Raw genomic sequence first — 12,738 nt, 5'->3', positions numbered from 1 at the left:
CCTTCTTCGCCGCCCCAGGGTTTTTGGTTCTATCGAGGCGACAACTATTCTGACGTATGGGGAGTTCCCGGCCCTGTCCGGGCAGGTGATGCGCATCCAGAGCCTGACGGGCAATGAGCGTGAAAAAACACAACGCCTGACGGATGAAATCCTTAAAGACGTGGCGTTGACAAAAAAGCTGCTGCGTTTGGCCAACTCGGCGCTGTTGATGCGCGGTGGTGAGGGGGTTGCTACGGTTTCGCGGGCAGTCGCCATGCTCGGGTTTACGAATGTGCGCAACCTCTCGCTCAGCTTGGTGCTGCTGGAGCACCTAAGCCACAAGGGGCAGCAGCAACTGCTCTTGGATGCCTACCAAAAGGCCTTGTTTTCCGCCACCTTGGCCAGCGCGTGGAGTGGCGACTCCCCGCACGCCGAGGAGGTGTTTCTGGGGGCGATGTTTCAGGGCCTGGGGCCGATGCTGCTGGCCTGTTTTTTTCCTGATGAAGCGGCTCAGTTGCAAGCCCTGGTGGCGCAAGATCCGACGCATGCTTTGAAACACGAGCGCGAAATCTTGGGGGTTGAACTGGAGCAGTTGACGCTGGCGGTGGCGCGCAGCTGGAATTTTCCCGACAAAATCCTGCGCATCATGCAGGCGCAAACCGAGCCCTTGCCCACGCGCCTGCCCCACGACCCGGTGCAATCCCAGCGTTGGCTGGCGACGATGGCCAACCAGGCAGCGCAGCAGTTGTTGAGCGATGACACCACGCCCGAGCGCAGCCATGCCCGTGTGGACCTGATCTGCCGCCGCTATGCCCGTGTCTTGCACCAACCGATTGAGCAGATGCAGCAAGGGGTGTTAGAAGCCTGCATGGAGGTGCGCAGCATTGGCAATGCCGTGGGCATGAAGGTTCCTGCGGGGGTGCAGGATGTGCTGATTGCGCACGAGGCGCCCAAACCGACCGAAGCCAACCGTGAGCTTGCAGCCCAAGGCAAAACCCATGCGCCGCTTGTGCCGCTGGCATGGGCCCCACCCCCGGCAGGCCCTGCCGCAGCAGCCCAAGCCAAGCCGCTCTGGAAGGAGTTGGCGCTGGGCTTGGAGCGCGCCCATGAGGCCTGGTTCGGTGGCGGACCGGATGCGGCAAGCAAAGCGCAACTGGCCTTGCTGGAGTCTTTTTACAACGCTTTTGGCTGCCAGACGCTGGTGCTGTGTTGGCGCTCTGACGCCGGGGATTGCCTGCAGGGGGTGCAGGGTCTGGGGCCTGGGGCGCAAGCGCTGGCGCAGTCGTTTCGGATAGCGCTCGATGGCCAAGAGGATTTGTTTGCTTTGCTCTGTGCCCAGCCGCGCGATACCTTGATCGAACACGCCGGCCACGCCAGCGTGCGCTCACGCTTGCCCGCGTGGTTTACGCGCCTGAGCGCACCCGATTCGATGATGCTGCTGCCGATCAAGCAAGTCGGTGCGCTGGTGGGGGCCGTGTATGTGGGGCAGCCGCAGTTTGCCGCCCAAGGTGCGGGTGAGCAGGAAGTGATGTGGCTGCGGGTCTGGAAAAACCAGTTGATGCTGATCCGGGGCGCGCCAAGTCAGGCCGACAGAGCCGGCTAGGTCGTTGCCACCCATGCCGTGGCTGATCGGCGTCAAGAAAACGCTGGATTTTTTGCCTCGGGCGCCGCGTTGGGTGCCAAAATAGGGGCTCTGTACCCTCATAAACGCAGGAGCGCGCAATGGCCTTTCGATTCAAATCCCGATCCACCGGCGACGTGGTGATGCTGGAACACAACGCCAAGCAACTGTTGCAGATTTTGGGCAAAGAGCCGACCGGCCCCGGAATCTTGTTGGCCGAACAGATGCCGGCCGCCATCGAAGCCCTGCAGGCGGCTGTGGCGCACGAGGAAGCGGAGTTCGAGCGCAAAAAGAAAGAGGCAATCGAAAAGGGCGAGTACGTGCCCGACCCGGAACGGGTGAGCTTGCGCACCCGGGTGGCCCCGTTTATCGACATGCTCAAGCACTGCATGAACGAACGCACCGACGTGGTCTGGGGCGTCTGAGGGGCTAGTCAAAAAGAAGCCCCTGCAGGTCGTTGCGACTGGAGCAGGGGCGCTAGGGCCCGGGTTGGGCCCTAGGGGTTTGTTTGGGCGGCGCACCGGGTGCGCCGCCGCTCAACGGTCCGCTTAGTCGGCGAACTGGCCTGCCGCTTCGATCACCGTGCGCAACTGGTTGATTTGGCCGGTCACAAAAGCGCGGTGCCCTTCGGGGGTGATGCGGTTGTCGGTGGCGACCAAGGCCCCGAGCGCATTTTGGCGCTGGATGAAGGTCGGGTCGCGCAGGGCGGCGCGCATGGCGGCGTTGAGGCGCTGCGCCACGGCCGGCGGGGTGCCGCGTGGCGCATACAGACCGTGCCAGATGGTGAGGTTGAAGTTGCGCAAACCCATCTCCTGCAGCGTCGGGTAGTAGCGCAAGCTGGGGTGGTTATTGAGGCGCTGCGCCGTGGTGACGGCAAAGGCCTTGATGCGCCCGGCCTCGATCTGGCTCGTGGTGTTGGTGGTTTGGTCGCACATCACATCAACCTGACCGCCCATGAGCGCAGTCATGGCCGGTGCGGTGCCGCCAAAGGGGATGGTGGTCATGGCCTGTTGCAAGCCCATGGCGTGCTGCCACATCAGGCCACATATGTGCGAGGCCGAACCCAAGCCGGCGTGGGCCAAGTTGAGGCGCCCGGCATTGGCGCGGATGTGGTTTTCGAAGTCGCGGTAGGTGTTGGCGGGCAGCTGGGGTTTGCCCACCAAGGTCATGGGCACGTCGTTGATGATGCCCAGGTATTCGAAGTCTTGCAGCGCATTGAAGGGCAGGCGGCGGTACAGGCTGGCGGTGGAGGCCATGCCAATGTGCCAGACCAGCAAGGTGTGGCCGTCGGGCGCAGCGCGAGCCACCCGGCCCGCCCCGATGGTGCCGCCGGCGCCGGCAGCGTTTTCCACCACGATGCTGGCGTTGCCCAGGTGCGGGCGCATGGCTTCAGCCAGTTGGCGCGCCACCGTGTCGGTCGGGCCGCCGGCAGCAAAGGGCACCACGATGGTGATGGGGCGGCTGGGGAAATCTTGCGCCAGCGCGCCCACCATGGTGGTGGCGGCCAAGGCAAAGGTCAGCAATTTTTTCATGAACTTGTCTCCGAAAAATAAGGACGGTACATGGTAGCGCAGCCGCACGGTATTGGCATGAGCAGTACTACGTAGCCAAGAGCCAGGTAGTTGAGCTATAGAGCGCGCTTAAGGTGGGGTGGTGGTGCGCAAGGGCAGGCCAAAGCGCACCGTGACGCGCAGCCCGCGGCCTTGTGTGCGGTTGGGAAAGCTGTCTTCGAGCTGCAACGTGGCGCCGTGCTGGGTGGCGATTTCTTGCACGATGGCCAGACCGAGGCCGGAGCCATCGACGTTGGTGCCCAGGGCGCGGTAGAAGGGCTCGAGCACCAGGCCGCGTTCCGCTTGCGGGATGCCGGGCCCATCGTCTTCGACTTGCAGCAGTTGCACGCCGCTGTAGCGGTCGACCAGCACCCGCACCGTCACCACGCCGCCGGCTGGGGTGTAGCGGATGGCGTTGTCGATCAGGTTGCGCGCCAGCTCGCGCAGCAGGGTCGGGTTGCCTTGCAGCAGGCAACCGGCGGGCATCTGGGTCGGGCCTTCGTAGCCAAGGTCGATCGATTGATCGAGGGCTCGGGGGACGGCGTCCTCGATCACCTCGGTGACGGCTTCGGCCAGGTCAAACGGGATTTTGGCCAGGCTGCGGCCGCTGGTTTCGGCACGGGCCAAGGCCAGCAACTGGTTCACGGTGTGGGTGGCGCGCATGCTGGATTTGGCGATTTGTTGCAGCGAACGCTGGATGTCGCCTTCGCCCTTGTGGCGCGCCTGCTGCGCCATTTCGGCCTGCATGCGCAGGCCCGCCAAGGGGGTTTTGAGCTGATGCGCGGCATCGGCCAAGAAGCGCTTCTGATCGCTGACCGAGGCCTTGAGGCGCAGCAGCAGGTCGTTGATGGAGGAAACCAGGGGCGCGACTTCTTGCGGCACCTGCTCGTCGTCGAGGGGGCTGAGGTCGTCGGGGCGGCGGGCCCGGATGCGCCGCTCCAGCTCGTTGAGGGGGCGGATGCCGCGCACCAGCGCCAGCCAAACCAGCAGCACCGCCAGCGGCAGGATGATGAACTGCGGCACCATGACGCCCTTGATGATTTCGGTGGCCAGCATGGAGCGCTTGGCGCGCGTTTCAGCCACTTGCAACAGCACCCGCTGCGGCGTCTCGTGTCCGCGCAGCACCCAGGTGTAGGCGACGCGCACGGGCTCGCCACGCAACACATCGTCGCGCAAGTGCAGGGTGCCGCTTGGCGCGGCCCGGGCCGCAGCCAACTCGAAATCGGGCAGCGGAAAGCCGGGCTCGCCGCTGATCAAATGCCCTTCGGCGTCCAGCACCTGGTAGTAGATGCGGTCGGTGTCGTCGGCGCGCAGCAGGTCGCGGGTCTGGGCGTTGAGTTCGAAGCGAAGCACCGCGTCCTCGACGGTCACGAACTGCGACAGGGCCTGCAGATTGAACTCCAGCGCCCGGTCGTAGGGCTTGCTGGCAATGCCCTGGGCCACGAACCAGGTCAGGGCCAGGGAGAGCGGCCACAGCAACAGCAGCGGGGTGAGCATCCAGTCGAGGATTTCACCAAACAGGCTGCGCTGTTCGCGCGGAAACAGGCCAAAGGGGGTGCCGGAGGCGGCCTCGGCCGGGGTGTCCACTGGGGCCAGCGGGGGGGGCTCAGCCAGGGATTTTTTCAAGGCAGTACCCCAACCCACGCACGGTGGCGATGCGGATCGGGCCTTTTTCGATCTTCTTGCGCAGCCGGTGGATATAGACCTCGATGGCGTTGTTGCTCACCTCTTCGCCCCACTCGCACAGGCGATCGACCAACTGGTCTTTGCTGACGAGGCGGCCGGCGCGTTGCAGCAGCACTTCGAGCAGACCGAGTTCGCGCGCCGAGAGATCGACCATCTTGCCGTCGATGCTGGCGACGCGGCCGGCCTGGTCGTAGGTCAGCGGGCCATGCCGGATCAGGCTGCTGGCGGCCCCGTTGCCCCGGCGCACCAGGGCGCGCACGCGCGCTTCCAGTTCTTGCAGGGCAAAGGGTTTGGCCATGTAGTCGTCGGCCCCGAGGTCGAGGCCGCGCACGCGTTCCTCCACGCTGTCGGAGGCGGTGAGGATCAGCACCGGCAGCGCCGAACCGCGCCCGCGCAGGCGTTTGAGCACTTCCAGCCCGTGCAGCCGTGGCAAGCCCAAATCGAGAATCAGCAAATCGAACTCGGTGTTGGTCATGAGGGCGGCATCGGCTTCGCTGCCACTGGTCACATGGTCCACGGCGGCGCCCGTGCCGCGCAGGGTCCGCAACAATCCGTCGGCCAGTACCTGGTCGTCTTCGGCGATGAGGATGCGCATGGTTTCAGTCTCCAGCTATGGCGGGGTGGGCAGCACTTGCCTAGTGGGCATTTTATGGCTGGACGGGTGCACTGGTGCAAAGCTGGGTGCGCGCCAACCGAGGCCGGATCGAAAAATCGGGGCAGGCTGGCGGCGCGGGCCGTTAAACTGCGGTGTGCGCATTTTTGCCCTTGGCCTTGGTTGGCTGGACGGCGGGAGTGCTTGAAACTTTACAGGAGATTTTTTATGAGCGCGGCCCACAAGGCAACAGACAACGAAAAAGCCAAGGCCCTGCAAGCGGCGCTGGCGCAAATCGACAAGCAGTTTGGCAAAGGCACCGTCATGCGCCTGGGTGAGGGCGAGGTGATTGCCGACATTCAGGTGGTCTCGACCGGTTCGCTGGGCTTGGACGTGGCGCTCGGGGTGGGCGGGCTGCCGCGCGGGCGGGTGGTTGAGATCTATGGCCCGGAATCGTCGGGCAAGACCACGCTGACGCTGCAAGTGATTGCCGAGATGCAAAAGCTCGGCGGCACCTGCGCCTTTATCGACGCCGAGCACGCGCTGGATGCGCAGTACGCGCAAAAGCTGGGTATTAACTTGCAGGAGCTGCTGATCAGCCAGCCCGACACCGGCGAGCAGGCGCTGGAGATTGTCGATGCGCTGGTGCGCTCGGGCGCGGTCGATCTGATCGTGGTCGATTCGGTGGCCGCGCTCACGCCCAAGGCCGAGATCGAGGGCGATATGGGCGACAGCCTGCCGGGCTTGCAGGCGCGGCTGATGAGCCAGGCGCTGCGCAAGCTCACCGCCACCATCAAGAAAACCAACTGCATGGTGATTTTCATCAACCAGATTCGGATGAAGATCGGCGTCATGTTTGGCAGCCCCGAGACCACCACCGGCGGCAACGCGCTCAAGTTTTACGCCTCGGTGCGGCTCGACATCCGGCGCACCGGCTCGATCAAGAAGGGCGAGGAGGTGATAGGCAGCGAGACCAAGGTGAAAGTGGTGAAGAACAAGGTGGCGCCACCCTTCAAAACGGCCGAGTTCGACATCCTGTACGGCGAGGGCATCAGCCGCTTGGGCGAGATCGTCGATCTGGGGGTGCTGCACAAGGTGGTAGACAAATCCGGCGCTTGGTACGCCTACATGGGCGAAAAAATAGGCCAGGGGCGCGAGAACTCGCGCGAGTTTTTGCGCGAGAACCCGGCGCTGGCGCGTGAGATCGAAAACAAAATCCGCGCCGCGCTGGCGGTGCCGGAGCGCAGCGCCAGCCCGAGCGGCGAGGTGGCGCCGTTCGAGGCCGATTGATTTTGCGGCTTGGGTGCTGTGCTTGGGTCTGGCGGCGTAGGGCTGGCTAGGTGGCGGCGCAGTCGCTGTCCTTGAAGGCGCGCGCGCTGCGGGCGCTGGCGCAGCGCGAGCACAGCCGGCTGGAGCTGGCGCGCAAGCTGCAGCCCCATGCCGATCAGGCGCAGAACCAGGCCGAGCTGGAGGCGCTGCTGGATGAGCTGCAAGCGCAAGGCTGGCTCAGCGATGCGCGCTTTGCCGAGGCCCTGAGCCGCAACCGCGCCACTCGCCAGGGGGTGGCGCGCATCCGCTCCGAGCTGCGCCAGCGCGGTGTGGGGGCCGAGCAAGTCGAGCAGGCCACGGCGGCGCTGGCGGGCAGCGAGGCCGAGCGGGCGCAGCAGGTGTGGCAAAAAAAGTTTGGCCAGCCCCCGCTCGATGCGAGCGAGCGCGCGCGCCAGATCCGGTTTCTGCTCGGGCGCGGTTTTGCCACTGGCTTGGCCTGCCGCGTGGTGCCGCCGCTGGGCTCGGACGCGGCAGCCGAGTAAAGCAACCGCAGCCCATGGTCAGCGCGGCTGGCGCGATGGGGGTCGCTTACGGGGTCTGGCGGCGCTGGCGCACGGCGGCTGCGAGTTGCTGCAGCAGCGGCACGGTTTGCTCGAAGCCGAGGCAGGCATCGGTGAGCGAAACGCCGTGGCGCAGCGGCTGGCCGGCCACCATGTCTTGGCGGCCTTCGTGCAGGTGGCTCTCGATCATCACACCGAGGATGCGGCGCTCACCGGCGGCCAGTTGCGCCGCCACATCGGAGCCGACTTCGAGCTGGCGCAGGGGTTGCTTGCGGCTGTTGGCGTGGGAAAAATCGATCATCACCTGCTCGCGCAGGCCAGCGGCACGCAGCCGCTGGCAACTGGCTTGCACATCGGCCGCGGCGTAGTTGGGCTGTGGCCCGCCGCGCAAAATCAGGTGGCAGTCGGCGTTGCCCCGGGTCTCAAAAATGGCGGCTTGGCCCATTTTGGTCATGCCCATGAAGGCGTGTGGTGCGGCGGCGGCTTGCAGCGCATCGACCGCCACCTGCACCCCGCCGTCGGTGCCGTTTTTGAAGCCCACTGGGCAGCTCAGGCCGCTGGCGAGCTGGCGGTGGCTCTGGCTCTCAGTCGTGCGGGCACCGATGGCACCCCACGTCACCAAGTCGCTGATGAACTGGGGCGAGAGCAAATCCAGAAACTCGGTGCCCACCGGCAGCCCCAGCGCCAGAATGTCGAGCAGCAACTGGCGCGCGCGCTCCAGCCCTTCGTTGATGGCAAAGCTGCCATCGAGGTGCGGGTCGTTGATGTAGCCCTTCCAGCCCACGGTGGTGCGCGGTTTTTCGAAATACACCCGCATCACCAGCAGCAGATCGGGCGCCAGCGCCGCCGCCTGGGCCTGCAGCAGCCGGGCGTATTCCAGCGCCTGCTCGTGGTCGTGGATCGAACACGGGCCCACCACCACCAGCAAGCGGTCGTCTTGCCCGCGCAGCAGGCGAGCGATCTCGGTGCGGCTGCGCTCGACCAAGGCCGCGCTGGCCTCGGGCAGCGGCAGCCATTCTTGCAGCAGCGCGGGGGTGAGCAGCGGGCGCACGGCGGCGATGCGCAGGTCGTCGATGCGGGTGTGGTCGAGCGTGGAGGGGGCGCTGCGCTGCGGTGGGACGTGGTGCATGGTGGGCGTGGGCGTGGGCGGGGTGGAATGGGTCTGGGCTCACTTGCCGATGCAAAAGGAGCCAAAGATCTGGCCCAGCAGGTCGTCGGCGCTGAACTGGCCGGTGATTTCGTTCAGCGCGCTTTGCGCCAGCCGCAGCTCTTCGGCCAGCAGCTCCAGCAGCGGGGCGGGCGCTTGCAGGTGCAGCTCGGCCGCTTCTAGGTGCAGGCCGACGCGTTGCAGCGCCTGCACGTGGCGCGCGCGGGCGCTGTACAAGCCCTCGGCGCCGCTTTGGCCACCGGCGCATTCGAGCAGGCGCTGGCGCAGCGCGTCCAGCCCGGCCCCGGTTTGGGCCGACAGGTGCAGGGCCTCTGGGGGCGGTGCCTCCGGGTGCAAAGCCGCCGAGGGCAAGGCCGCCGAGGGCAAGGCCGGTGCATTAGGCGCTGCGCTGGCGCATGGGCCGCCGCTGGGAGGAGCTTGGGCAGCGCAGGCTGCTATGGAACCCTTGGCCAGCAGGTCGGCCTTGGTCCAGACCTGCAACAGCGGCACCCCGGCGGCGCAGCGCGCTTGCAGCTCGGTGGCCAGCGCGGTGTCGGCCTGGTCGTAGTCGGGCTGGCCGCTGCGGGTCGGGTCGCGCAGCCACAGCAGCACATCGGCGCTGGCGATTTGCGCCCAGGCGCGTGCGATGCCGATGCGCTCGACTTCGTCGGTGCTGGCGCGCAAGCCCGCGGTGTCGATCACGTGCAGCGGCACGCCTTCGATCTGGATGCTTTGCTGCAGCACGTCGCGCGTGGTGCCGGCCACGGCCGTGACGATCGCCAGCTCGGCCCCGGCCAGGGCGTTGAGCAGCGAGCTTTTGCCCACATTCGGTTGCCCGGCGATCACTACCCGGATGCCTTCGCGCAGCAGCGCCCCGAGCCGCGTCTGGCGCTGCACCTCGGCCAGTTGCTGGCGCAGGCGCTGCAACTGGCCCAGCGCGTCGGCCTGCTGCAGAAAGTCGATTTCTTCTTCGGGGAAGTCGAGTGTGGCCTCCACCAGCGTGCGCAGCCCGATCAGGCGCTCGCGCAGCCCCTGCAGCGCCTGCGAAAAGGCACCCGACAAGGAGCGCGCCGCGCCCCGTGCCGCGCTTTCGGTGGCGGCATCGATCAGGTCGGCCACCGCCTCGGCCTGCGCCAAGTCGAGCTTGCCGTTCAAAAAGGCGCGCTCGGTGAACTCACCCGGCCGCGCCAGCCGCAGGCCAGGCAGGCGCGGCTGGCCGGTGGCCGGGTTGGGCTCGGCGGCGGCCCCGAGGCAGCGCGCCAGCAACAGTTGCAGCAGCACCGGGCCGCCGTGCGCTTGCAGCTCCAGCACGTCTTCGCCGCTGTAGGAGTGCGGGGCCGGGAAAAACAGCGCCAGTCCGTGGTCGATGGCGCTGCCGTCGTACTCCAGAAAAGGGCCGTAGCAGGCCTGCCGTGCCGGCAGGGTGCGGCCGCACAGGGCGCGCACCAGCGGCTCCAGCCCCAGCCCCGAGACGCGCACGATGCCCACCGCGCCGCGCCCGGGCGGTGTGGCGATGGCGACGATGGGCTCTCGCCTCATGCCTGCCGCCGCCGTGCCCGCCCGTCATCCGCCACCGCTTCAGCTCTTGAAGTTGGGGAGGGTGAACTTGAGCGGCACGCCCATCTTGTTGTTGATGTAGGCCTGCTGCGCGATCGTCAGCACGTTGTTGACGAGCCAGTACAGCACCAACCCAGCCGGGAAGAAGAAGAACATGATGCTGAAGACGAAGGGCAGAATCCACATCAGCTTGGCTTGCAGCGGATCGGGCGGCAGCGGGTTGAGGGCGGTCTGGATCACGGTGGTGACCATCATCAGCAGCGGCAAGATGAAGAAGGGGTCGGGCGTGGACAGATCGGAAATCCACAGCACCCAAGGCGCGTTGCGCATCTCCACGCTGGCCAGCAGCACCCAGTACAGGGCGATGAAGACCGGAATCTGGATCAGGATCGGCAGACAGCCGCCGAGCGGATTGACCTTTTCCTCCCGGTACAGCTTCATCATCTCTTGCTGCATCAGTTGCGGGTTGTCTTTGAGGCGCTCGCGCATTTCCATCATGCGCGGGTTGATCGCCTTCATCTTGGCCATGGAGCGGTAGGCCTTGGAGTTGAGCCAGTAGAAGGCGGCGCGGATCAGCACCACCAGCAGCACGATGGCCCAGCCCCAGTTGGCGACCAAGGCGTGGATTTGGTAGAGCAGCCAGTACATGGGCTTGGCCAGCACGGTCAGCCAGCCGTAGTCTTTGAGCAGGTCCAGACCGGGGGCGATGAGCTCGAGTTCGGTTTCGTATTGCGGCCCAACGAAGAGCCGGCTGTCGAACGCGCGCACCTCGCCTGGGGCGATGCTGCCCAAGGCGCTGATGGAACCCACCGAATACAGTGGGCCGACCATGCGCATGAAGTTTTCGCGCTCCACACCCTGGGGCAGCAGCCAGGCGCTGGCGAAATAGTGTTGCACCATGCCCACATAGCCGTCGCTGGCGGTGCGCTGGAACTCGGCCTCGCCGGCGGCCAACTGCTCGAACTCGACTTGCTGGAACTTGGCCAGATCGGTGTAGACGACCGGGCCGGTGAAGGTGTAGTAAAAGGGCACGTCGCTGCCCGCCTGCAGGCCGTCGCGCACCAGTTGCACATAGACTTGCGGCGTCACCGCTGCAGCCCCGCTGTTGCGCACTTCGTGGCGCACCCCGATCACGTGCGCATCGCGCGCCACGGTGTAGATCTTGGCCAGCACCACGCCGCCCACGGGCTCGGACTCGAAGCGCAGTGTGAGCTCGGTTTGGCCAGGCGCAAATTGCGGTGGGCCCGACACCAGCCGCATCGGGGTGGTGTGGTTGGGGAAGTCGCCACCGATGAGGCCGGTTTGCGCCACGTAGGTGCGCTCGCCGTCTTGCTTGAACAGGCGCAGCGGGGTTTGGGTTTGGCGCAGCTCGCGCCCGACCTCTTCGAAGTGGCGCAGCAGCGTGGCACCGATGAGCGCGCCGCCCTGGGTGTCGAAGGTCAGCTCCATGGCGTCGGTGCGCACGGTCACGGTCTCGCGCGGGGCGGCCGGGGCGGGGGCGGGTGGCACCAGGGCGTCGGGCTGGGCGCCCAGCACGGTGGCGGTGGGCAGGGCGGCATTGGCCGGCGCGGCGGCCATGGCCGGGGGCAGGGTCGCCGCAGCCGCAGGAGCGCTTGCATCCGCCGCCACCGGGGCGGTGGCGGGCGGTTGCCCGGTGGGGAAGAAGGTCGCCTCGCGGCCGTTGTATAGCTGCCACTGGTCCCACAGCAGGATCAGCGAGAACACCAGGATCACCCAGAGGATGGAGCGGCGAATGTCGGTCATGAGGGCTTCTTGCGCGAGCGGGGGGTGCTCAGGAGGGAGGAAAACGGGCGCGCCAGATGCGCGGGCACCGGGTCGCAGCCACCGGCGCACCACGGGTGGCAGCGCGCCAGCCGCCGCAGCGTCAGGTAGCTGCCGCCCAGCGCGCCGTGTTGGCGCAGGGCTTGCAGGCTGTAGTGGGAGCAGGTGGGCTCAAAACGGCAGCTCGGCCCCAGCCAAGGGCTGAGCAGGAGCTGGTAGCCGCGCACCAAACCGATGAGCAGGCGCTGGGGCCAGTTACGCACGGTGCAGGCCCTGGAGCAGTTGTTGCAGCTCGGCGCGGACGCAGCGGCGCAAGGCAACCGAGGCGGCGCTGGGAAATTGCCCGGGCGCAAAGGCTGAGCGCAGGCGCACCACCAGCGCCAAAGGGGGCTGGCTGGGCGCCAAGGCGTGCGCCGCTGCGTAGATTTGGCGCCGCAACAGATTGCGCGTGACGGCGCGCCGCGCCCAGCGCTTGGGCAGCACGACGCCGACCCAGTGGCCCGGCCCCGGAAACAGCTCGCCCAAGGCGACATCGGGTGCCCCGCCGTGCAGCGCAAAATGCGCGCTTTTGCGCAGCGGTGCGCGCCGCAGCAGGGCGTCGAACTGGCTGCGCTCGCGCATGTGCTGGGGTGGGGCAAGCACCGAGGCGGCAGCCGTTGCGCGCTCGCTAACCATGGGGCCTCACGTCAGCTTGGCAGCCGGCCGGTTTGGATCAAAGGCCCAGGCGCTTGCGGCCCTTGGCGCGCCGGGCATTGATGACGGCGCGGCCACCGCGGGTCTTCATGCGAACCAAGAAGCCGTGGGTGCGGGCGCGGCGGACTTTGGAGGGTTGGTAGGTGCGTTTCATGATGCTCGGGCTCGTTAAAAGTCTGGGTTCGGGCTTGGGGGTTGGATCGGTTTTGCGACCAAACCTTGGATTATCTCAAAGTTTGGCGGTTTTGCCAAGTATGAAAACCGCGCAGGTCTGCAAGGACGCCAAGTCCGGGCACGGTGCG

13 protein-coding genes are annotated in these 12,738 nt (G+C 66.6%); 4 read left to right on the top strand and 9 right to left on the bottom strand.

What is annotated here, in order from left to right:
* Positions 1–1,582, top strand: a 1,582-nt coding sequence (locus SRAH_RS09040) for an HDOD domain-containing protein (protein ID WP_149028965.1), incomplete at its 5' end; no start/stop codon positions are given.
* 119 nt (positions 1,583–1,701) lie between these two features.
* A complete protein-coding gene (locus SRAH_RS09035; RefSeq protein WP_029463027.1) occupies positions 1,702–2,025 on the top strand; it encodes a DUF1840 domain-containing protein in 324 nt (107 codons plus the stop codon).
* Between the two features lie 123 nt (positions 2,026–2,148).
* Here SRAH_RS09035 and SRAH_RS09030 read toward each other — a convergent pair whose 3' ends face one another.
* From SRAH_RS09030 to SRAH_RS09020, 3 genes are all read right to left on the bottom strand, one after another.
* Entirely contained in the window at positions 2,149–3,132 is a 984-nt protein-coding gene (locus tag SRAH_RS09030) for a tripartite tricarboxylate transporter substrate-binding protein (RefSeq protein ID WP_029463026.1), read from the bottom strand.
* A 108-nt stretch (positions 3,133–3,240) separates the two neighbouring features.
* Entirely contained in the window at positions 3,241–4,647 is a 1,407-nt protein-coding gene (locus SRAH_RS09025; RefSeq protein ID WP_045476967.1) for a sensor histidine kinase, read from the bottom strand.
* A gap of 109 nt (positions 4,648–4,756) precedes the next feature.
* Complete coding sequence (locus tag SRAH_RS09020; RefSeq protein WP_029463024.1) at positions 4,757–5,431, bottom strand: response regulator; 675 nt, start codon at positions 5,429–5,431, stop codon at positions 4,757–4,759.
* A gap of 225 nt (positions 5,432–5,656) precedes the next feature.
* Here SRAH_RS09020 and recA point away from each other — a divergent pair, with 225 nt between their 5' ends.
* Both recA and recX read left to right on the top strand, forming a co-directional pair.
* Positions 5,657–6,718, top strand: a complete 1,062-nt coding sequence (recA, locus tag SRAH_RS09015; protein ID WP_029463023.1) for a recombinase RecA — start codon at positions 5,657–5,659, stop codon at positions 6,716–6,718.
* A 71-nt stretch (positions 6,719–6,789) separates the two neighbouring features.
* A complete protein-coding gene (recX, locus tag SRAH_RS09010; RefSeq protein ID WP_232841028.1) occupies positions 6,790–7,239 on the top strand; it encodes a recombination regulator RecX in 450 nt (149 codons plus the stop codon).
* A gap of 46 nt (positions 7,240–7,285) precedes the next feature.
* Here recX and SRAH_RS09005 read toward each other — a convergent pair whose 3' ends face one another.
* The 6 genes from SRAH_RS09005 to rpmH form a co-directional block, all read right to left on the bottom strand.
* Positions 7,286–8,386, bottom strand: a complete 1,101-nt coding sequence (locus SRAH_RS09005) for a 3-deoxy-7-phosphoheptulonate synthase (RefSeq protein WP_029463021.1) — start codon at positions 8,384–8,386, stop codon at positions 7,286–7,288.
* A gap of 39 nt (positions 8,387–8,425) precedes the next feature.
* Positions 8,426–9,943, bottom strand: a complete 1,518-nt coding sequence (mnmE, locus tag SRAH_RS09000; RefSeq protein WP_029463020.1) for a tRNA uridine-5-carboxymethylaminomethyl(34) synthesis GTPase MnmE — start codon at positions 9,941–9,943, stop codon at positions 8,426–8,428.
* Between the two features lie 39 nt (positions 9,944–9,982).
* On the bottom strand, positions 9,983–11,725 hold the full coding sequence (gene yidC / locus SRAH_RS08995) for a membrane protein insertase YidC (RefSeq protein WP_029463019.1): 1,743 nt from the start codon (positions 11,723–11,725) through the stop codon (positions 9,983–9,985).
* On the bottom strand, positions 11,722–12,006 hold the full coding sequence (gene yidD, locus SRAH_RS12665; protein ID WP_029463018.1) for a membrane protein insertion efficiency factor YidD: 285 nt from the start codon (positions 12,004–12,006) through the stop codon (positions 11,722–11,724). Before yidD ends, yidC begins: the two co-directional genes overlap by 4 nt.
* Positions 11,999–12,385, bottom strand: coding sequence for a ribonuclease P protein component (locus SRAH_RS12660; RefSeq protein WP_232841027.1), 387 nt, complete (start codon positions 12,383–12,385; stop codon positions 11,999–12,001). Before SRAH_RS12660 ends, yidD begins: the two co-directional genes overlap by 8 nt.
* A gap of 70 nt (positions 12,386–12,455) precedes the next feature.
* Positions 12,456–12,590 (bottom strand): 50S ribosomal protein L34, encoded by a 135-nt coding sequence (gene rpmH, locus SRAH_RS08980; protein WP_029463016.1) that lies wholly within the window; start codon positions 12,588–12,590, stop codon positions 12,456–12,458.
* Positions 12,591–12,738: the final 148 nt, after the last annotated feature.

The organism is Serpentinimonas barnesii (assembly GCF_000696225.1).
Lineage (GTDB): Bacteria > Pseudomonadota > Gammaproteobacteria > Burkholderiales > Burkholderiaceae_C > Serpentinimonas > Serpentinimonas barnesii.
Note: the sequence above shows the minus strand (reverse complement) of the source record. Positions and strands in the feature narration are given on the sequence as shown.